Genomic DNA, 19,874 nt, shown 5'->3' on the forward strand with positions numbered 1-19,874 from the left:
TAGCGGAGATCGCGGTGCCCGCACCATGGCGGGTGCCGTGCGAACGCTCGGCAGCCTGCCCGTCAGGCGTTGGCGGCCTTGAACTCGCGCCGCTTGCGATGCAGGATCGGCTCGGTGTAGCCGCTCGGTTGCTTCGCACCTTCGAGGATGAGCTCCTTGGCCGCCTGGAAGGCGATGTTGGAGTCGAAATCGGGTGCCATCGGGCGATATGTGGTGTCGCCGGCGTTCTGTCGGTCGACCACCGGTGCCATCCGCTCGAGCGAGGCCACGATGTCGGATTCGCTCACGATGCCGTGATGCAGCCAGTTGGCCAGCAGCTGGCTGGAGATCCGCAGGGTGGCACGGTCCTCCATCAGCGCGATGTCGTGGATGTCGGGCACCTTGGAGCAGCCGACGCCCTGATCGATCCAGCGGACCACGTAGCCGAGGATGGACTGGCAGTTGTTGTCGAGTTCTTCCTTCTTCTCCTCGGCCGACCAGTCGGTCTTCGGCGCGAGCGGGATTGTGAGGATGTCGTCGACCGACGCCGGATCGCGCTTGGCGATCTCGTCCTGCCGCTCGAAGACATCGACGAGGTGATAGTGCAGCGCATGCAGGGTCGCTGCGGTGGGCGAGGGCACCCATGCGGTGGTGGCGCCTGCCTTCGGGTGACCGATCTTCTGCTCGAGCATGTCGTGCATCAGATCCGGCATCGCCCACATACCCTTGCCGATCTGCGCCTTGTGCTGCAGCCCGGCGTGCAATCCGGTATCGACATTGAAGTCCTCGTACGCCTTGATCCACTTCTGCTGCTTCATGTCGCCCTTGCGAATCATCGCGCCGGCTTCCATGGAGGTGTGGATCTCGTCGCCGGTGCGGTCGAGGAAGCCGGTGTTGATGAAGACCACGCGATCCTCGGCGGCCTTGATGCAGGCCTTGAGGTTCACGGTGGTGCGGCGCTCCTCGTCCATGATGCCGACCTTGAGAGTGTTCTCCGGCAGGCCGAGAACCTTCTCCACACGGTCGAACAGTTCGACGGTGAACGCGACCTCATCGGGTCCGTGCATCTTCGGCTTGACGATGTAGATCGATCCGGTCCGCGAGTTCTGCAGGCCCTCGGCCGCGACACCCGGCCCGCTCGCTTTGCTCCCGGCGCCGTTCATCCCGTGGATGCCGATCAGCGAGGTGAACAAACCGTCGAGGATGCCTTCGGGGACCTCGTTGCCGTCGGCGTCGAGGATCGCGCTATTGGTCATCAGGTGCCCGACGTTGCGGACGAAGAGCAACGAGCGGCCGTGCAGGTCGAAATCGGAACCGTCGGGTGCGATGTACTCGCGGTTACCGTTGAGGACGCGGGTGAAGGTCTTCCCGCCCTTGGCGACCTCCTCGGCCAGGTCACCCTTGTTGAGTCCCAGCCAGTTCCGGTAGCCGAGCACCTTGTCGTCGGCGTCGACCGCAGCAACCGAGTCCTCGAAGTCCATGATGGTGGTGATCGCGGACTCGACGACGACGTCCTTGACCCCGGCCGGGTCTGTCTGGCCGATGGGTGACGAGGGGTCGATCTCGATGTCGAGGTAGAGGCCGTTGTTGCGCAACAGGATCGACGTCGGGGCGGCGGCCTCGCCCCGGTAGCCGGCGAACGCCGACGGATCGGCGAGAGTCGAGGTGGTGCCGTCGGCCAGGGTCACTTGCAGGGCCTGGTCCGCCACGGCGAACTTCGTCACATCCGTGTAGCTGCACTGCTCGAGGGGGACGGCGTTGTCCAGGAAGTCCTTCGCGTACGCGATGACCTTGTCGCCGCGCACCCTGTTGTACGACGAGCCCTTCTCGGCGCCGTCGGTCTCCGGGATGGCATCGGTGCCGTACAGGGCGTCGTAGAGCGAGCCCCACCGGGCGTTGGAGGCGTTGAGTGCGAAGCGCGCGTTGAGGATCGGGACCACCAGCTGCGGGCCCGCCGTCTCGGCGATCTCGCGGTCGACGTTCTCGCTGCCGATCTGGAAGTCGGCAGGCGGATCGACCAGGTAGCCGATCTCGGTGAGGAAGCCCTTGTACGCGTCGAAGTCCAGGTCGCCGGCGGTCGCGGGATGGTCGCGGTGCCACTGGTCGATCTTCGCCTGCAGATCGTCGCGGACGGACAGCAGTTCACGGTTGCGGGGCGCCAGGTCGGTGATCACCGAGGCCGCACCCGTCCAGAAGGCGTCGGGGTCTACACCGGTGCCGGCCAACGCCTCGTTGTTGATGAAGTCGTACAGGACGGAAGCGACCTGCAGCCCGTTGACGTTGATCCGGTCAGACATGACAGCCTTTCTCAGCGGTGAATCGACACGTCCATGCTACTCGTCGGTAATCTGCCTCGACACCGGGTATCCGGGCAGGTCCGAGGCGGGCGAGAAGGTCAGTTGACGCAGCTCACAGTCGGTTCGAAAGTGCGAGTAGATCGCTGAGGCGTTGTGACAGCGCCGCCCGTAACACGCTGCCGTCCTCGGCGATGGTGGACTGTTCTCGCACATACTGCGCTCGGCCGGCCGCGGTCTCGACGGGCACCGGATCGTAACCGAGCGCGGTGAGGTCGTAGGGGCTCGCCCGCATGTCGAGCTCCCGTGCGCGCAAGGCGGACCCGAAGCACGCGAGGGTGAGGTCGGAGTCGATCAGCGGCGCGAGCGTGAAACACGCCCGATAGAGGTCCATCGTGGTGTGCAGACATCCGGGCTGCTCGTCGCGGATCTGTCTGTCCCGGGTCAGTTCGGCCTCGTTTCGGGGCCGTGCCTTCGGCGTGAAGAACCGGAACGCATCGAAATGCGTACAGCGCAACGGCATCTCCTCGACGACCGCATCGGTCCCGGCCCGTCCGAGACGCAGCGGCGCGTCGTGGCGCTTCTCGGTGGTCCGGTAGACCATCGCCCATTCGTGCAGGCCGAAGCAGCCGAGGCGTGCGGGGCGGGACGCGGTCGCGCGCAGGAGTGCGGCGGTGGCACCCACGGCACCTGCGCGGCTGCGGAGAAATCCAGGATCCACGGTCACCGTGTCGTCGAGGCGCTGATACCCGCGAAGGACCAGGTAGTCGTCGGCCTCCTCGAGGAGCACGCCGAATCCCGGATGCCATCTCGTCACGTGCGCGGGACGAGACGAGTAATAGGTGAAGAGGAAGTCGATGACGGGATGCTTCGCGCCGTTCTTGCGGGCCCGCAGATACGGCCCGATCAGGTCGTCGACCCGTCCGCGGTGATCGTCGCGGAGGGCTCGCCACTGTGCCGACTGCAGACAGCGGCCGGTCGAGCGGCGTATCTCCGTCGATGTCACCGGATCACACCCGATGGGTCTCGTCGCGGACATTGCCGACGAACTCCTCGACGAGGTCGGCGAGGGCGACGATGCCGACCGTCCGTCCGGAGTCGTCGACCACCGCACCGATGTGGGCGCTGGTGCGTCGCAGTGCCGCGGTCGCCTCGTCGAGGGGTGTGGTCGACGCGATCACCGGCAGCGGACGGATCTTGTCGATGCCGATGATGGTGTCCGGACCGATCCGCTCGTCGAGGATCTCGTCGAGCACGTCCTTGAGGTGGAGATAGCCGGTGAACGTCCCGTCGGGACCGCGTACCGGGAAGCGCGAGAACCCGGTGTCGCCCACCGCGTGCTCGACCGCCCCGAGTGTCGGGCCGGTGCCGCCGGTCTCGGCGTCGACCTCCACGCCGACACTGTGCATCTGGTCGAGGGGGATCATCACCTCGCTCACGGTGCGACTCACCGACTGCAGCGCTCGGGTCAGACGTTCGTGTTCTTCGGCGTCGATGAGGCCTTCCTGTTTCGACTCACCGAGCATCTGTGCGAGTTCCCCGGTGGAGACCGCCGAGTCGAGCTCGTCCTTGGGCTGCACGCGCATCAGGCGCAGCGACGAGTTCGCCAGCCAGTTGTAGAACGCGATCAGGGGGCGCGCCATGCGGATGAACGCGAGATGCGCGGGCACCAGGAGCATGGCGGAGCGCTCCGGGCCGGCCAGCGCGATGTTCTTGGGCACCATCTCACCGATGAGGATGTGCAGGACCACCACGAGCGACAAGGCGACGGCGAACGAGATCGGGTGCAGCAGGGTTTCCGGCACGTGGGCCAGATGCAGCGGCTTCTCGATCAGATGTGCGACCGCAGGCTCACCGACGCGACCGAGCAGGATCGAGCAGATCGTGATGCCCAGCTGTGCACCGGCCAGCATCAACGACAGGCGTTCGCCGGCCCGGATCACCGTCCGGGCACGCTTCTTGCCGCTTTCCTCGAGCGCTTCGAGGCGATCGCGGCGCGCGGAGATGAGCGAGAACTCGGCACCGACGAAGAACGCGTTGCCGCCGAGCAGCACGACCGTGAGGAGGACGGCCCAGAAGTCGTTCACTCCGTGCCCCGATCCGTTCCGTCGCGGCTGAGCGGGGAGTCGTCGGGAGGGGTGCCGTCGCGGGAAGCGGTGTCGGGCGAGGTGTTGTCGGGGGAGGTGGTGCGGTCGGATGGGGTGTCGTCGAGTCGGGCGCTGTCGAGTCGGGCGCTGTCGAGTCGGGCGCTGTCGGGCCGGATGTCGTCGCGGATGGGTCGCAGCGAGACGACATCGATACGGCGACCGTCCATCTGCGTCACGGTCGCACGCCACGTGATCTCGGTGCCCGGCAGCGCCTCGTCCTCGTCGTCGTCCTCGTCGTCGTCTCCGCCGGCAGATCGACTCGGCAACTCGACCGCGTCGCCGACCTCGGGTATCCGTCCGAGGCAGAACATCACCAGGCCGCCGAGCGTGTCGTAGGACCCTTCCGGCGCGCGGTAACCGGTGGCGTCGGTCAGTTCGTCGGTGCGGAGCAGTCCCGAGCACAGAAAACCGTCGCCGTCGACGGCGACGTCGGCGCGCTCATGGTCGTGCTCGTCGGTCACATCGCCGAGGATCTCCTCGATCAGATCCTCGGTGGTGACGATGCCTGCGGTACCGCCGTACTCGTCGATCACCACGCACAGCTCCATGCCGTCGGCGCGGATGCGTTCCATCAGGGCGTCGCCGTCGAGGCTGGTGGGGACGCGGGGGACCGGTCGGGCGATGGACGCGACCGTGGTGTCGGCGGCGTGTTCGGGCGCGACGGTGAAGGCCTGCTTGATGTGCACGACACCCACGAGATCGTCGAGATCACCGTCGATCACGACCGGAAAGCGGGAGTGACCCGTGCGCGACGACGCCATCACCAGGTCGCGGATGTTGTCGTCGCGGTCGAGGCAGTCGACCGTCACCCGGGGGGTCATCAGATCCTCGGCGCTGAGCTCACCGAACTTGAGGGAGCGGTCGACGAGCGCCGCGGTGTCCTCGTCGATCGACCCCTGGCGGGCCGAGTTGCGTACGAGCGACACGAGTTCCTGGGGCGACCGGGCCGACCGCAACTCCTCGGCGGGTTCGATGCCGAGTCGGCGGACGATCCAGTTCGCCGAGCCATTCAGGCCGTTGATCGCCCATCGGAAGGTCGCGGAGAAAACGGTCATCGGTCCCGACGTCGCGCGGGCGACGGCCAGCGACCTGGCGATGGCCAGGTTCTTCGGGATCAGTTCGCCCAGCACCATCGAGAGCGAGGTGGCGATGATCAGAGCGAGCGCCAGCGAGATTCCCGACGCGAGCGAGTCGCTCGCGCCCGCCGAGGTGAGTGCCGGCGTGAAGATGCGCGCCAGCACCGGCTCGGCGATGTAACCAGTGATCAGCGTGGTGATGGTGATGCCGAGCTGCGCACCGGACAGCTGGAACGACAAGGTGGCGTGCGCCCGCTGGACCAGGCGGGATCGACGGTCGCCGTTGGTGGCGACGTCATCGGAGATGGTAGATCGTTCGAGCGCGGTCAGCGAGAACTCCGCGGCGACGAACAGCGCGGTGCCGAGCGTCAGCGCGACGAAGCCGACGAGACCGGCGATGAGGAGGGCTGTCTCCACCCCTCACCACCCGCCGGGAAGCGGGCGCCCCTCGGCGAATCCGGCGGCGGACTGGATCCCGAGCACCACCTTCTCGTGTAGTTCGGCGAGCGTCCGGGCACCCGTGTAGGTCGCGGTGCTGCGCACTCCCGAACAGATGTTGTCGATCAGGTCCTCGACGCTGGGCCGCTCGGGATCGAGCCGGATCCGGGAGCTCGAGATGCCTTCCTCGAACAGCGACTTGCGCGCCCGGTCGTAGGCGCCGTCCTTGGCCGATCGGGCCGCGACGGCCCGTTTGGAGGCCATCCCGAAACTGACTTTGTACGGCCCGACGGCATCCTCCTGCAGATCGCCCGGTGACTCGTAGGTTCCGGCGAACCATGACCCGATCATCACGTTGGACGCCCCGGCGGCCAGTGCCAGCGCGACGTCACGCGGGTGGCGGACCCCGCCGTCGGCCCAGACGTGGGCACCGTGACGGGTGGCGATCTCGGCACATTCGGCGACTGCCGAGAACTGGGGACGACCGACGCCGGTCATCATCCTGGTGGTGCACATCGCGCCCGGTCCGACGCCGACCTTGATGATCGAGGCGCCTGCCTCGATCAGATCCGTGGCGCCTTGGGCCGACACGACGTTGCCCGCGGCGATCGGCACTCCGGGATCCGCCGTGGCCACCGCCTCCAGGGCGGTGAGCATCTTCTCCTGATGTCCGTGCGCGGTGTCGATCACGAGCAGGTCGGCACCGGCCGCCGCCAGCGCCTTGGCCTTGCCGACCACGTCGCCGTTGATACCGACCGCCGCCGCGATCCGGAGGCGCCCGTTCGCATCGACATTCGGCTGGTACACCCCGTGCCGGAGCGCACCGACCCGCGACAGCACACCGGCCAGCCGACCCTCGTCGTCGACGAGGACGGCGAGACCGAGGTGCTGGTCGTCGAGCCGGTCGAAGACATCACGGGATGCGGTGTCCACCGGCAGCGTGACGATGTCGGGATCGAGCACCTCGCGCACCCGTGCGAAGCGATCGACGTCGCGACAGCGCTTCTCGGTGACGACGCCGATGGGACGGCCGTCCTCGATGACGACCGCCGCCCCGTGTGCGCGCTTGGGGATGAGGGCCAGGGCATCGGACACCGAGTCGTCGGCGGTCAGCGTGACGGGTGTGTCGGCGACGAGGTGCCGGGACTTGACGTAGGCGATGGACTCGGCGACCACCGGGATCGGGAGATCCTGGGGCAGCACCACCAGTCCGCCGCGTCGGGCCACGGTCTCGGCCATCCGTTTCCCGGCGACGGCGGTCATGTTGGCGACCACGATCGGGATCGTCGTGCCACTGCCGTCGACGGTCGAGATGTCGACGTCGAATCGCGAAGCGACATCGGACCGATTCGGGACGATGAACAGGTCGTCGTAGGTCAGGTCGTGGGTGGGCCGATGGCCCTCGACAAATCGCACGGTTGGTTGCGGACTCCTCTCGCCCCCGGCCGATTCTATTCGGTCACTTCGGACCGGTCACCGCTCCACAGTGTGTGGAAGGTGCCCGGCTTGTCGATGCGCTGGTAGGTGTGCGCCCCGAAGAAGTCGCGCAGTCCCTGTGTCAGAGCGGCCGGCAGCCGCTCGGCGCGCAACGCGTCGTAGTACGACAGCGAGGAGGCGAACGCGGGCACCGGGATGCCCATCAGGGTGGCCGTCGAGACGACCCGTCGCCAGCTGTCCACCGCGTTCTCGACCGCATTCCGGAAGTACGGGGCCAGCAGCAGGCTCGGCAGATCCGGATTCTCGGCGTATGCGTCGCGGATCCGGTTGAGGAACTTGGCGCGGATGATGCAACCGCCGCGCCAGATGGTGGCGAGGTCACCCGGATGGACATTCCAGCCGTACTCGGCGCTGCCCGCGGCGATCTGGTCGAAGCCTTGCGCGTACGCGACGACCTTGGAGGCATAGAGCGCCTTGTTGATGTCGTCGATGAAGGTCGCGGTGTCGGTGGGCGTCGCGGCCAGGGTGCCCGATTCCAGCCCCTGTGCCTGCTTGCGCTGGTCGGTGGCGCTCGACAGCGCGCGGGCGAACACGGCCTCGGCGATACCCGTGGTCGGGATGCCCAGGTCGAGAGCCGACTTGACGGTCCAGCGGCCGGTGCCCTTCTGGCCGGCGGCATCGACGATGACGTCGACGAGTGGCTTGCCGGTCTCCGCGTCGGTCTGTGAGAGCACCTCCGCGGTGATCTCGACCAGGTAGCTGTCGAGGTCGCCGGAGTTCCATTCGCGGAACACGTCGGCGATATCGGAGACCGGCATGTCGAGTGCCTTGCGCATGAGGTCGTAGGCCTCACCGATGAGCTGCATGTCCGCGTATTCGATGCCGTTGTGGACCATCTTGACGAAATGGCCGCTGCCGTCCGGGCCGATGTGGGTGCAGCACGGCTCGCCGTCGACCTGCGCGGAGATCGACTCGAGCATCGGGCCCACCGACTTGTAGGACTCCACCGGACCACCCGGCATGATCGACGGGCCGTTGAGTGCGCCCTCCTCGCCACCGGAGATCCCGGCGCCGACGAAATTGAGTCCGCGCTCGGACATCGCCGCCTCGCGGCGGATGGTGTCGGTGTAGAGCGAGTTGCCACCGTCGATGATGATGTCGCCCTTTTCCATGAGGCCGGCGAGCTCCTCGATGACGGCATCGGTGGGGTCACCGGCCTTCACCATGATCAGCACCCGGCGCGGACGCTCGAGCGCCGCGACGAACTCTTCCATCGTCTCGGTCCGGATGAACGTTCCCTCGGAGCCGTGTTCGGAGATCAGGGCGTCGGTCTTGGCGATGCTGCGGTTGTGCAGGGCGACCGTGTGGCCGTGGTGTGCGAAGTTGCGGGCGATGTTGGAACCCATGACGGCGAGACCGGTGACACCGATCTGGGCCATGGCCGAGTCGGTGGAATCGGAGCCGGCGGGCCGGTTGGATTGCGCGGCAGTTGTCATGGCCTCAAGCCTATTGCCTCCACGGTCGCACCACGAGCGGGAGGGTGGGGTGACTCACGTGGCCGAGATCAGTCGGCTGAGTTCGGTGAGCCACGGGATCGCCACCGCCAGAGTCGGGACCACCAGGATCGCCGCGGCCGCGGAGTAGGCGGACAGCGCGAGCAGTCGGGTCGGCCGTTCGTCACGGAGTCGGCGGATCCGCGCCAGTGTGGTGGGCCCGCCTACCGCCATCGCGCCGCGCGGTGCCACCGCATCTGCGCAGGCGACGAGCGCACGGCCGAGGGTGGTGGGCGCGGTGGCGCGGACGGCCTGGTCGTCGGCGAGCGCCTCGACCAGCAGTTCGACCGCACCGAGTGCGGAACTGCTGCGGACGACGCGGGGGAAGGCCTCGTGCACGGCGATGAACGCTTCGAGGACGAGGTCGTGGCGGGCGCGTAGGTGGGCACGCTCATGTGTCAGAACGGCGGTCAGTTCGGCGCGGGAGAGTCGCGCGACGACACCTTCGCTGACCACGACGCGCTGCCGGAGACCGGGCAGGCAGTAGGCGAGGGGCTGCTCGACATCGATCATTCGGACGTCGCTCGCGAACAGCGGATGCGAGGCGTCGCTGCGATCACACCGGTCCAGGATGTCGATCAACTGGCGATGGGCGTAGCGACGGGCCCGAGTGCGCACACCTACGCGGATCACCGTGTACATGAGTCGTGCGCCGACCATCAGCGTCAGGGCGAAGACCCCCACGAGGGTCAGCCACAACGGCAGGCCGAGTCGGTCGATCTCGTCGAAGGGGTTCGTGGTCGGGGCGCCGTCGGCTCCCGGGGTCAACAGGTTCGCGGCGATCGCCAGCCCGCAACTGAAGGCGGAAAGCACGCCGGCCAGAGCTATCGCCTGCCACAGTGTCATCGCTGCCCGAGGTGCCTTGACCGGCCAGGACGCGCGGGACAGAGCTTCTGCCGCGGGGCCGACGAGCACCAGGGTCAGGATGCCGAAGAAGAGCGCAGTCATCGGAACTGTCCTTGCGTGGGCTGTGTGGAGTCGCTGCTGGCGTCTGGGCCGAATCTATCCTGTTTCCCCGGTTCCCCGGACGGCTTCGAGCTCATCGAGTGCATGTCGCAGGGCGGCGGCCTCGTCGGCACCGACCCGGCCGACGAAGGAGACGAGAGCGGCATGCCGTGATCCGGGCGCTTCGGCCTCCGACAACGCGTCGACCATGAGGCTCGCCACCAGATCCTCCCGCGGATGCGTGGGCTGGTACTTGTGCGCCCGATCGTCACGGATCTGCGTGACGAGATTCTTCTTGGCCAGACGCTGGAGCACCGTCATCACCGTGGTGTAGGCCAGCGAGCGGTCCCGGGACAGCGTCTCGTGCACCTGCCGCACGGTCTGGGGGGTCGGGCTCGCCCACAGGGTGTCCATGACGGCGCGCTCGAGGTCGCCCAGTCCGTTCATTCTTCTCATTTTACTTCCGCTTCTCCTGTCCGCCCACATGGGACGTCACCCGTGTGTCCATGCCTGGTCACACCCGTTTCGCGCACCCACTTGACAACATTGGTAAGGCTACCCTACATTGAGTCTCACGTCGGACCGGCGAGAGTCCTGAGGGCTGCAGAGACCCCCGGTCCACGCCGCGGTAGGCCCCACGCTGTAACGCAGCGTGGGGCCTATCGGTTCCTCGGGGCCCGCCGTTCGTGAGCTGTTCGACCGAGTCCTGCGGCGGTTCGCATCAGGGGACCTTCCCGCGCCCGCACCGATATCTCGTGCCAATCTTTGGGTATGAGCGTTGAGAACGAACAGTTGATCAAGGACACCTTCGGCCGCGGTTTCGACACCTCACTGGGCCTTCGTCTCCAGGAGGTGGGGCGGGACCGTGTCGTCGCGGTGCTGGAGCTCGGCGACAAGCATCACCAACCGTTCGGGATCGTGCACGGCGGCGTCTACTGCGCGGTGGCCGAGAGCGTCGCGAGCGTCAGCGCCTTCACCTGGCTGCAGGTCACCGGTATCGGCGGCACCGCGGTGGGTGTGAACAACAACACCGACTTCATCAAGTCGGTGAGCGCCGGGACGATCACCGTCGAATCGTCGCCGATCCACCGTGGACGTCGCCAACAGCTCTGGCGGGTCACCATGACCGACGACCAGGGTCGTCTCGTCGCGTCCTCGCAGGTACGGCTGCAGAACATCGAACTGCCGGAGGGTGTCGAGGTCCCGGTCATCCCGGCGGGCGCATGACCGACCGAGAACTGCCGGCGGAGGTACGGGCCCGTCTGGAGGAGATCCTGCGCCCGGTCGACGACGACCTGGCGGCGCGGTATCCCGGTGACCGTCCGACGGGACAACCGGCGCACACCGTCTATGTGAGCGCTGCCGATACCGACTTCGACACCCCGGCGTCGTGGGGTGAGCGGGCCGGCGAGATCGCCGAAGCCGCCCGCGACGTCGTGATCGAGCTGGCCTCCGGTGACGTGGTGGTCGCCGACCTCGCACGAAAACGTCTGCAGGACAATCCCGTCGAGGATCTTCGGATCGACCTCGAGGACGGTTACGGGTGGCGCGACGACGCGGTCGAGGACGCGGATGCACGACGTGCCGGTGCGATCCTCGCCGGATGGACGCAGATGAGACCACATGCCCCGCGCAGTGCCGGCATCCGCGCGAAGGGTCTCGGCGATCGTGAACGTCGCCGCGGACTGCGCACGTTGGAACTCGTCCTGGACAGTGCCGGCGGGGTCCCGGACGGATTCGTCTTCACGGTCCCCAAGCTGCGTGACGTTCGACAGGTCGACGCGGTCAACGTGCTGTGCGAGGCCTTCGAGCGCGCCCACGGTCTCGCCGAGGGGATGCTGAGATTCGAGCTGCAGATCGAGATCCCCCAGGCGGTGCTCGGACCCGACGGTCGCGCGACCTTGGCCGGAGCGATTCATCGGGGGATGCCCCGGCTCACCGGACTGCACTACGGGACCTACGACTACAGCGCGGCGTGCGGGATCGTGTCGGCGCAGCAATCGCTGGCACATCCGGTAGCCGACCATGCCAAGGCGGTTATGCAGGCCGCCACCGCACAGACCGGCGTGTGGATCAGTGACGGCTCGACCCAGGTGATCCCGGTGGGCACGCCCGACCAGATCCAATCGGCGCTGCGGCGCCACCACGCCCTCGTGCTGCGTTCGGTGGAACGGGGGTTCTATCAAGGGTGGGACATGCACCCAGGGCACCTCGTCACCCGCTGGCTGGCGGTCATCGGCTTCTTCCGGTCCGCGATGCCCACTGCTGCCCGGCGCCTAGAGTCCTATTTCGACCGTCGGTCCGGCGACGTGGTGGACGAACCCGCGACGGCTCTGTCGCTGGCGTCGGTCCTGCAGCGCGGCACGGCGGCCGGGGCGTTCACCGCCGACGAGGTCACCGAGATCGCTCCGTCGTGCACGGCGCAACGATTGGCCGCCCTGCGCGCCGGTGGTGGCGCGCTGCCGTCGTGACGAGGCCATAGTCGCTCGGCGCGCCGAGCGATCCGCGGCGTGGCAGGATGTCAGCTACCCGGCCCGGCGCACGAACTGTGCGCTGTCCCGGCTGTATTCGTCTCGCCAGGAGAGGGTCCGTTGCGTCTGTCGCCACATGAGCAGGAGCGGTTGCTCATCTCGTATGCCGCCGAGCTGGCACGTCGACGGCAGGGCCGTGGATTGAAGCTCAATCATCCCGAAGTGGTGGCGATCATCACCGACCATGTCCTCGAGGGTGCCCGCGATGGCCGCTCGGTCGCCGAGCTGATGTCGTCGGGCCGGGAGGTGCTCGGACGTGCGGACGTGATGGACGGCATCCCGGAGATGCTCCATGACGTGCAGGTCGAGGCCACGTTTCCCGACGGGACCAAGTTGGTCACCGTGCACGACCCCATCGATTAGCCGCGCGAGAGGACCACGATGTCGCACACGCAGTCATCCGTTGTGCCCGGCGAGGTGATCACCGTGGACGGCACCATCGAGCTGAACGAAGGTGCCGACGTCCTGACGCTGGCCGTCGTCAACTCCGGCGACCGGCCCGTGCAGGTCGGGAGTCACGTGCACTTTCCGCAGGCCAACCCGGCGCTGGACTTCGACCGCGCCGCCGCCCGGGGGCGCCGGCTCGACATCCCGGCCGGCACCGCGGTGCGGTTCGAACCGGGGATCGAGATGACCGTCGCGCTGGTGCCACTGGGCGGCACCCGCGAGGTCCACGGCATCTCCCTGGACGCACCCGGATCGTTGGGGCCGCAGGAGAATACCGGCGAACGTCACGAGGGGGACGACTGATGGCGACGCTCGGCCGCAACCGTTACGCACAACTCTTCGGGCCCACCGCAGGCGACCGGATCCGGTTGGCGGACACCGACCTGTTCATCGAGGTCACCGAGGACCGGTCCGGTGGGCCCGGACGGGCAGGCGACGAGGCCGTCTTCGGTGGCGGCAAGGTGATCCGGGAATCGATGGGGCAGAGCCGGGCCACCCGCGCGCAGGGCGCGCCGGACACCGTGATCACCGGTGTCGTGATAGTCGATCATTGGGGGATCATCAAGGCCGACCTGGGTATTCGCGATGGCCGGATCACCGCGATGGGAAAGGCGGGCAACCCCGACACGATGGACGGGGTCCACCCGGACCTCGTGATCGGGCCGTCCACCGAGATCATCGCGGGCAACGGGAAGATCCTGACAGCGGGCGGGATCGACTGCCATGTCCACTTCATCTGTCCGCAGATCATGGACGAGGCACTGGGCAACGGCATCACGACCCTGATCGGCGGCGGTACCGGCCCGGCCGAAGGAAGCAAGGCCACCACGGTGACACCGGGTGCGTGGCACCTGAAGTCGATCCTCGCGGCCACCGACCACTGGCCGATGAACATCGCCCTGCTGGGCAAGGGCAACACCGTCAGTGCCGATGCCATGCACGAGCAGATCCGTGCGGGTGCCTCCGGTTTCAAGCTGCACGAGGACTGGGGGAGCACCCCCGCCGCGATCGACGCCTGTCTGCGGGTGGCCGACGAGACCGGCGTGCAGGTGGCGCTGCATTCGGACACGCTGAACGAGGCCGGATTCGTCGAAGAGACGATCGGGGCGATCGCCGGACGCAGCATCCACGCGTACCACACCGAGGGCGCCGGTGGTGGTCACGCACCCGACATCATCACGGTCGCAGCGTATCCGAACGTGTTGCCGAGTTCGACCAATCCGACCCGACCGCACACCGTCAACACCCTCGACGAGCATCTCGACATGTTGATGGTCTGTCATCACCTCAATCCGACGGTGCCCGAGGATCTCGCGTTCGCCGAGAGCCGGATCCGGCCGTCGACGATCGCGGCCGAGGACCTGCTGCACGACCTCGGGGCGATCTCGATGATCGGATCGGATTCCCAGGCGATGGGCCGGATCGGCGAGGTGGTGCTGCGTACCTGGCAGACCGCGCACGTGCTCAAGTCTAAACGCGGATCGCTGCCGGGAGACGGTGCGGCGGACAACAACCGGGTACGGAGATACATCGCGAAGTACACGATCTGTCCGGCGATCGCCCACGGCTTCGACGACGAGCTCGGATCGGTGGAGACCGGGAAGCTCGCCGACCTCGTGCTCTGGAACCCGGCGTTCTTCGGTGTGCGGCCCGACCTCGTGATCAAGGGCGGCGCGATCGCCTGGGCGGCCATGGGTGACGCCAACGCGAGCATCCCGACCCCCCAGCCGGTGTTGCCGCGACCCATGTTCGGGGCGGCTCCCAAAACCGCGGCGGCCACCTCGGTCAGCTTCGTCGCGCAGGGCGGGCTCGACGCTGGGATCGAGGAGACACTCGGCCTCGATCGCAGGCTCGTCGCGGTCCGGGACACTCGTCACATCGGGAAGGCCGACATGCCCAACAACTCGGCCATGCCGCAGATCTCGGTGGAACCGGACACGTTCACCGTGCGCGTCGACGGCGAGGTGTGGGATTCCGGGCCGGTAGCCGAATTGCCCATGGCACAGCGATACTTCCTGTTCTGAACGGCGACGACGATTTGATACCCGTGTCATCCGGATCCCGTTCCCAGCTGGCGATGATGCTGACGTTGGCCGATTCGCGGCTGCCGGTCGGCGGTCACGTGCATTCCGGTGGGGTCGAGCAGGCCGTTGCCGATCGGGTCGTCGTGGATGCGGAGAGCCTCGCGCGGTTCCTCCGGCGGCGCGTCACGACGAGTGGTCTGGTGGCCGCCTCGATCGCTGCCGCGGTGACCGATGGCACGCTCGATGTGGCTGCGGCGGAACGGGAAACGGACGCCCGGACACCGTCGGCCGCTGCGCGCCGCGCCTCGTTGGCGCAGGGCAGGGGAATGCTGCGGCTGGCACGTCGCATGTGGCCGGAGGAGGACTGGAGCGCCCATGCGCCGCAGAGCCATCTCCCGGTGATCTGCGGCGCCATCGGCCGGGTGTCGCGCCTGTCCGGCTTCCACACCGCGCTGATCCTCGCGTACACGACGATGAGCGGCTCGGCGACCGCGGGACAGCGACTGCTGGCGCTCGACCCGGCCGACGTGGCGGTGGTCATCGCTGATCTGGGCGCCGAATGCGAGCGGGTCGCGGCCGCGGCGGCCGTCGAACTCGCCGACCTCTCCGACCCGACGCTCGATGTGTTCGCCGAACGTCACGAGCGGCGCGACATGCCCCTGTTCATGTCGTGAGGGCCCCAACCGGACTTCGCGACGCCCGCACCGATCACCAGTCCCGGACCAGACCCCGGACACCGAGACCGACCACCACCGAGAGGAAGTCATGCCACCGCATTTGATCGACGGAGAACCACACGGACACGACCACGCCCGTCCGCGTCGTCATCGCGAACCCGGCGAGGCACTGCGCGTCGGAGTGGGCGGTCCGGTCGGCTCGGGAAAGACCGCCCTCGTCGCCGCGTTGTGCAGGCAACTGCGGGAGGAGCTGTCGGTCGCCGTCCTGACGAACGACATCTACACGACCGAGGACGCCGACTTCTTGCGGCGCAACGCGGTCCTCCCCGACGAGCGGATCACCGCAGTGCAGACCGGCGGATGCCCGCACACCGCGATCCGCGACGACATCACCGCCAACCTCGACGCGATCGACGATCTCGTCGCAGCAAACCCGCCGTTGGACCTGATCCTGGTCGAGTCGGGCGGCGACAACCTGACGGCCACGTTCTCCACCGGACTGATCGACGTACAGATCTTCGTGATCGACGTCGCCGGCGGCGACAAGGTCCCGCGCAAGGGGGGCCCGGGCGTCACGTTCTCCGACCTGCTGGTGATCAACAAGACCGATCTGGCCGATCAGGTCCACGCGGACCTCGAGGTGATGCGGACCGACGCCGAGCGGGTTCGCGAGAGCCGGCCGACCGCGATGATCTCGCTCACCGACGATCCGGCGGCGACCGACGTCCTGGCGTGGGTTCGCGAGCAGCTCGCCGAGATCGTCGTGACCGGCTGACCCGGGGGTGCACACGGAGATCGAGATCGTGGCCCGATGCGGTCGCTCACCCCGGGTGGCGGCGACGGGTGGTCTTGCGCTGCGTCGGACCGGACCCGAGTCGGCGCACCTGATCAGCACCGCGGCCACGCCGCTCGGTGGGGACACGATCGCGGTCCGCGTGACCGTCGAGGCCGGTGCGGTACTGCATCTGCGAACGGTCGCGGCGACCATCGCGCTACCGTCGGCCGAACGTATCGATTCGAGTTCGGAATGGTTCATCCAGGTCGCCGACGGGGGCCGCCTGCACCTGGATCCGGAGCCGATCGTGGTCGCCGGCGGCGCGCATCACCGAACTTCGACCAGTGTCGTCGCGCACCCGGACGCCACGGTGATCATCGCCGAGCACGCGCAACTCGGTCGTGTCACCGAGCTGCCCGAGCACATCGCCCGAGCGCGCTGGGAGGGATCGCTGCGCGTGGACATCGGGGGCGGGCCGGTCCTGCGACATCGGCTGGCGCTCGGGGGTACCGGTCATCGAGCTGTGAGCAGCGTCTTCCGCTACCCGGACACGCGCCCGGCCGACGTGTCCCCGGACGCATATGCGGCGCGGCTCGAACTCGCGCGACCACCCGGCGTGAACGGTGCGACACTCACCACCGCGCTGGCACCGACCACAACCCGGGCGCGGACGTCGTGCGACGAGCTCGACCTCGCCCCGGTGGCCCTCTGAGCAGGCCACCCGAGCATCGTGGTCAGCTGGCCTCGGCCTTGGGATCGGTGGTGGATTCGGAGTCCTTGGCCGCGGCCACATCTGCGGACTCGGCCTCGACCTCGGGTATCGACTTCTTCTCCAGCTCGGACAACGCGCCGAGCGCGGTGCGCGCATAGACCTGTTGTTCGGTCACCGCGAGCTGCGCCCGACCCCGCGTGCTGAACGCGAAGAACCAGTTGATGAGGGTGTTCAGCCGGTTGCGGAAACCGACCAGATAGACGAGGTGCAGTGCGAGCCAGCCGAGCCAGGCGAAATAGCCCTCGGTCTCGAACATCTTCTTGGTACCCGGGATCGGCACCTGCATCACCGCGCTGAAGCGAGACACCGTCGCCATCGAGCCCTTGTCGTAGTAGCCGAAGGGCTTGCGTTGTTCCTGCGTCTGCCCACGCAGTCCCGCCGTGATGGCGTCCGCCGCATATCGTCCGCCCTGGATGGCGCCCTGTGCGACGCCGGGAACACCGTCGACGGCCATCATGTCGCCGACGACGAATACGTACGGATATCCGGGGATCGAGAGGTCCGACAGCACCTTCACCCGGCCCGCACGGTCGAGTTCGACCCGGGACTGCTCGGCGAGCTGCTTGCCGAGCGGACTCGCCTGCACCCCGGCCGACCACACCTTGCATTGGGATTCGATCCGACGCGTGCTGCCGTCCTTGTCCTTGACGACCAGACCGTCGTAGTCGACGTCGACGACCATCGCGTTGAGCTGGATCTCGACCCCCATCCCCTCCAGTCGGCGGGCCGCCTTCTTGCCGAGCTTCTCGCCGAACGGCGGTAGCACGGCCGGCGCCGCGTCGAGGAGGATCACCCGTGCCTCGGTGGGATCGATGTTGCGGAAGGTGCCCTTGAGGGTCTTGTCACTCATTTCGGAGATCTGACCGGCGAGTTCCACACCGGTAGGACCTGCACCGACGACGACGAACGTGAGCAGGCGGGCCCGTTCCTCGGGATCGTCGGACAGCTCGGCCTGCTCGAACGCGCCCAGGATGCGACCGCGCAATTCGAGGGCATGATCGATCGTCTTCATGCCGGGCGCGTACTCGGCGAAATGATCGTTGCCGAAGTAGGACTGGTCGGCGCCGGCCGCGATGATGATGCTGTCGAACGGCGTCACCGTGATCCGCTCCAGCAGCCGGGAGGTCACCGTCTTCGCCTCGAGGTTGATGTCGTAGACATCGCCGAGCAACACCTTGCTGTTCTTCTGCTTGCGCAGGATCACGCGGGTCGCCGGGGCGATCTCACCTTCGGACACGATCCCGGTCGCCACCTGGTAAAGCATCGGCTGGAACAGGTGATGCGTGGTCCGGGCGATCAGGGTGACGTCGACATCGGACTTCGCCAGACGTTGGGCCGCGAAGAGTCCGCCGAAGCCGGAGCCGACGATGACCACGTGGGGTCGCGCCGAGGTCGGAGTGGGGCTGCTCATCAGAGAACATCTCCTGTCGCTGGGAGGTCGGCTGCTGCCGCGCACCTACAACGGTAGTCAATCTTCCGTGCCGGGTCGCGACGAGGACCCCGGGGCGCGTCGCGACCGGGCGACGTCGTCAGGCCGTCAGGTCGCGGACCCCGGCGTGACGGTGCGTCCACCCCGCGGGCACCGTCGGCGACCACGAGCGGTGGGTGGGCTCTGACCAGCGCATCGTCAGCGTTTCCCAATGACTGCGCAGGAGTTCGTACTCGACCTCGCCGCCGCTCGTCGGGAACATCACCCCGTCCTCGGACATCCGGATGGCGGACAAGCGCATACCCACCTTCTCCATGACGCGCCGCGACGCGGTGTTCATCGCCATCGTGCTGGCGAAGACCCGCTCGGCGGCGATCTCCTGGAACGACATGGTGACCAGTGCGTGCGCGGCCTCGGTCGCCAGCCCCCGACCCCAGGCGTCGCGACGCAGACGGTAGCTCAGTTCGACCTCGGATTGATTGCTGTGACGCGGAGTGCGGAGTGCGAACCAGCCCTGAAAGGCCGACGTGGTCCGGTCGACCGCCGTCCAGATCCCGGTCCGGTGGGCGCGGTGTTCGGCCTGGGCGCGGGGCAGAACCCACTCCTCGACCACCTCGCGCGGTGTGGGCAGACCCCCGCTGACGTAGCGCATCACTGCCGGGTCGCTGTCCAGCTCCACCAGGGCATCGACATCGTGCATCGCGACCGGACGCAGCCGTAGCCGAACCGTCTCCAGGATCACGATCTCCCCCTCGCCTGCGTTTGCCCATCGGTGAGTGTACGGTCCCGCCGCGCCGCGATGGGCGCAGAGCACGGGCGTGTTCGCCCGGCGAAACGTCTGTCCATCGGTCGCAGCGTCGGTGGCACCCGTTAGGGTTTGCGATCGTGGCCGACGAATATCTCGAAGTCCCCATCCAGCTGCGCTTCGGCGACATGGACATCAACAACCACATCAACAATGTGCAGTTCGCCCGGATCTTCGAGGAGAGCCGGGTGCGGTCCTTCGCAACCTGGCTGCCGGAGCGGCCGAAGGATTTCTCGCTCCTCGTTGCGCGGCAGGACATCGTGTTCACCGCGGTCCTCGAGTACTCACTCGACCCCGTGACCGTCCGCGCGTGTGTGAGCCGCATCGGGACGACGTCGTTCACGCTGTCGCTGACACTGGTCGATCCGGCCGGGACGACCTGCGCAGTCGCGGAGACCACGATGGTGTCGGTCGACCCCGCGACCGGGCGGCCCACACCGGTCCCCGACGCGGTGCGCTCGATCCTCGAATCGCAACTCGTCGTCGGAGCCGGGCTGCCCGTCCGCTCCTGACCGCGACCCGTCCGGAGGCTGGAGGGCGACCCG

At 67.7% G+C, this 19,874-nt stretch carries 19 protein-coding genes; 9 read left to right on the forward strand and 10 right to left on the reverse strand.

Annotated elements, in window-relative coordinates:
* Positions 1–62: 62 nt before the first annotated feature.
* From ACLQ3I_RS17825 to ACLQ3I_RS17860, 8 genes are all read right to left on the reverse strand, one after another.
* Positions 63–2,276 (reverse strand): malate synthase G, encoded by a 2,214-nt coding sequence (locus ACLQ3I_RS17825; RefSeq protein WP_425794081.1) that lies wholly within the window; start codon positions 2,274–2,276, stop codon positions 63–65.
* A gap of 112 nt (positions 2,277–2,388) precedes the next feature.
* Positions 2,389–3,312, reverse strand: a complete 924-nt coding sequence (locus ACLQ3I_RS17830) for a 3-methyladenine DNA glycosylase (protein WP_425803645.1) — start codon at positions 3,310–3,312, stop codon at positions 2,389–2,391.
* Positions 3,284–4,360 carry a hemolysin family protein gene (locus ACLQ3I_RS17835; RefSeq protein ID WP_425794083.1) on the reverse strand — a complete coding sequence of 359 codons (1,077 nt, stop codon included), beginning with the start codon at positions 4,358–4,360 and terminating at the stop codon, positions 3,284–3,286. The genes ACLQ3I_RS17830 and ACLQ3I_RS17835 overlap by 29 nt, the downstream gene beginning before the upstream one ends.
* A complete protein-coding gene (locus tag ACLQ3I_RS17840) occupies positions 4,357–5,913 on the reverse strand; it encodes a hemolysin family protein (protein ID WP_425803647.1) in 1,557 nt (518 codons plus the stop codon). The genes ACLQ3I_RS17835 and ACLQ3I_RS17840 overlap by 4 nt, the downstream gene beginning before the upstream one ends.
* A 3-nt stretch (positions 5,914–5,916) precedes the next feature.
* A complete protein-coding gene (locus ACLQ3I_RS17845; RefSeq protein ID WP_425794086.1) occupies positions 5,917–7,350 on the reverse strand; it encodes a GuaB1 family IMP dehydrogenase-related protein in 1,434 nt (477 codons plus the stop codon).
* Positions 7,351–7,385: 35 nt separating this feature from the next.
* Positions 7,386–8,867, reverse strand: coding sequence for an NADP-dependent phosphogluconate dehydrogenase (gndA, locus tag ACLQ3I_RS17850; RefSeq protein ID WP_425803649.1), 1,482 nt, complete (start codon positions 8,865–8,867; stop codon positions 7,386–7,388).
* A 54-nt stretch (positions 8,868–8,921) separates the two neighbouring features.
* Positions 8,922–9,872, reverse strand: a complete 951-nt coding sequence (locus tag ACLQ3I_RS17855) for a M56 family metallopeptidase (RefSeq protein WP_425794088.1) — start codon at positions 9,870–9,872, stop codon at positions 8,922–8,924.
* Positions 9,873–9,926: 54 nt separating this feature from the next.
* Positions 9,927–10,325 (reverse strand): BlaI/MecI/CopY family transcriptional regulator, encoded by a 399-nt coding sequence (locus tag ACLQ3I_RS17860; protein WP_425794089.1) that lies wholly within the window; start codon positions 10,323–10,325, stop codon positions 9,927–9,929.
* 315 nt (positions 10,326–10,640) lie between these two features.
* Here ACLQ3I_RS17860 and ACLQ3I_RS17865 point away from each other — a divergent pair, with 315 nt between their 5' ends.
* The 8 genes from ACLQ3I_RS17865 (at position 10,641) to ACLQ3I_RS17900 (ending at position 17,035) form a co-directional block, all read left to right on the forward strand.
* Positions 10,641–11,096: a PaaI family thioesterase gene (locus tag ACLQ3I_RS17865; protein WP_425794090.1), complete on the forward strand. Its 456-nt coding sequence runs from the start codon at positions 10,641–10,643 to the stop codon at positions 11,094–11,096.
* Positions 11,093–12,340 carry a DUF6986 family protein gene (locus ACLQ3I_RS17870; protein WP_425803652.1) on the forward strand — a complete coding sequence of 416 codons (1,248 nt, stop codon included), beginning with the start codon at positions 11,093–11,095 and terminating at the stop codon, positions 12,338–12,340. The genes ACLQ3I_RS17865 and ACLQ3I_RS17870 overlap by 4 nt, the downstream gene beginning before the upstream one ends.
* Positions 12,341–12,460: 120 nt before the next feature.
* Entirely contained in the window at positions 12,461–12,763 is a 303-nt protein-coding gene (locus ACLQ3I_RS17875) for an urease subunit gamma (RefSeq protein ID WP_425803654.1), read from the forward strand.
* Positions 12,764–12,781: 18 nt separating this feature from the next.
* On the forward strand, positions 12,782–13,150 hold the full coding sequence (locus ACLQ3I_RS17880; protein WP_425794092.1) for an urease subunit beta: 369 nt from the start codon (positions 12,782–12,784) through the stop codon (positions 13,148–13,150).
* The gene (locus ACLQ3I_RS17885; RefSeq protein WP_425803656.1) at positions 13,150–14,871 is read left to right on the forward strand and encodes an urease subunit alpha; all 1,722 of its coding nucleotides are present in this window, start codon (positions 13,150–13,152) and stop codon (positions 14,869–14,871) included. Before ACLQ3I_RS17880 ends, ACLQ3I_RS17885 begins: the two co-directional genes overlap by 1 nt.
* Positions 14,872–14,924: 53 nt before the next feature.
* Complete coding sequence (locus tag ACLQ3I_RS17890) at positions 14,925–15,545, forward strand: urease accessory protein UreF (RefSeq protein WP_425804038.1); 621 nt, start codon at positions 14,925–14,927, stop codon at positions 15,543–15,545.
* A gap of 91 nt (positions 15,546–15,636) precedes the next feature.
* Entirely contained in the window at positions 15,637–16,323 is a 687-nt protein-coding gene (gene ureG, locus ACLQ3I_RS17895; RefSeq protein ID WP_425794094.1) for an urease accessory protein UreG, read from the forward strand.
* 7 nt (positions 16,324–16,330) lie between these two features.
* The gene (locus ACLQ3I_RS17900) at positions 16,331–17,035 is read left to right on the forward strand and encodes an urease accessory protein UreD (RefSeq protein ID WP_425803659.1); all 705 of its coding nucleotides are present in this window, start codon (positions 16,331–16,333) and stop codon (positions 17,033–17,035) included.
* A 22-nt stretch (positions 17,036–17,057) separates the two neighbouring features.
* On the opposite strand, the gene ACLQ3I_RS17905 is transcribed toward ACLQ3I_RS17900, so the two are convergent.
* A complete protein-coding gene (locus ACLQ3I_RS17905; protein WP_425803661.1) occupies positions 17,058–18,506 on the reverse strand; it encodes an NAD(P)/FAD-dependent oxidoreductase in 1,449 nt (482 codons plus the stop codon).
* 118 nt (positions 18,507–18,624) lie between these two features.
* Positions 18,625–19,266: a GNAT family N-acetyltransferase gene (locus ACLQ3I_RS17910; protein ID WP_425794098.1), complete on the reverse strand. Its 642-nt coding sequence runs from the start codon at positions 19,264–19,266 to the stop codon at positions 18,625–18,627.
* A 143-nt stretch (positions 19,267–19,409) separates the two neighbouring features.
* On the opposite strand from ACLQ3I_RS17910, the gene ACLQ3I_RS17915 reads away from it, so the two are divergent.
* Entirely contained in the window at positions 19,410–19,841 is a 432-nt protein-coding gene (locus ACLQ3I_RS17915) for an acyl-CoA thioesterase (RefSeq protein ID WP_425803664.1), read from the forward strand.
* The last annotated feature ends 33 nt before the right edge of the window (positions 19,842–19,874 follow it).

Source organism: Gordonia sp. DT101 (genome assembly GCF_049844895.1).
In the GTDB taxonomy this organism is placed as follows: Bacteria; Actinomycetota; Actinomycetes; order Mycobacteriales; family Mycobacteriaceae; genus Gordonia.

What these genes read in the sequence shown, in the direction of transcription:
- ACLQ3I_RS17825 (WP_425794081.1), bottom strand. Translation starts at nt 2,276, where the DNA reads ATGTCTGACCGGATCAACGTCAACGGGCTGCAGGTCGCTTCCGTCCTG.
- ACLQ3I_RS17830 (WP_425803645.1), bottom strand. Translation starts at nt 3,312, where the DNA reads ATGTCCGCGACGAGACCCATCGGGTGTGATCCGGTGACATCGACGGAG.
- gndA (WP_425803649.1), bottom strand. Translation starts at nt 8,867, where the DNA reads ATGACAACTGCCGCGCAATCCAACCGGCCCGCCGGCTCCGATTCCACC.
- ACLQ3I_RS17855 (WP_425794088.1), bottom strand. Translation starts at nt 9,872, where the DNA reads ATGACTGCGCTCTTCTTCGGCATCCTGACCCTGGTGCTCGTCGGCCCC.
- ACLQ3I_RS17860 (WP_425794089.1), bottom strand. Translation starts at nt 10,325, where the DNA reads ATGAGAAGAATGAACGGACTGGGCGACCTCGAGCGCGCCGTCATGGAC.
- ACLQ3I_RS17865 (WP_425794090.1), top strand. Translation starts at nt 10,641, where the DNA reads ATGAGCGTTGAGAACGAACAGTTGATCAAGGACACCTTCGGCCGCGGT.
- ACLQ3I_RS17870 (WP_425803652.1), top strand. Translation starts at nt 11,093, where the DNA reads ATGACCGACCGAGAACTGCCGGCGGAGGTACGGGCCCGTCTGGAGGAG.
- ACLQ3I_RS17880 (WP_425794092.1), top strand. Translation starts at nt 12,782, where the DNA reads ATGTCGCACACGCAGTCATCCGTTGTGCCCGGCGAGGTGATCACCGTG.
- ACLQ3I_RS17885 (WP_425803656.1), top strand. Translation starts at nt 13,150, where the DNA reads ATGGCGACGCTCGGCCGCAACCGTTACGCACAACTCTTCGGGCCCACC.
- ACLQ3I_RS17890 (WP_425804038.1), top strand. Translation starts at nt 14,925, where the DNA reads ATGATGCTGACGTTGGCCGATTCGCGGCTGCCGGTCGGCGGTCACGTG.
- ureG (WP_425794094.1), top strand. Translation starts at nt 15,637, where the DNA reads ATGCCACCGCATTTGATCGACGGAGAACCACACGGACACGACCACGCC.
- ACLQ3I_RS17905 (WP_425803661.1), bottom strand. Translation starts at nt 18,506, where the DNA reads ATGAGCAGCCCCACTCCGACCTCGGCGCGACCCCACGTGGTCATCGTC.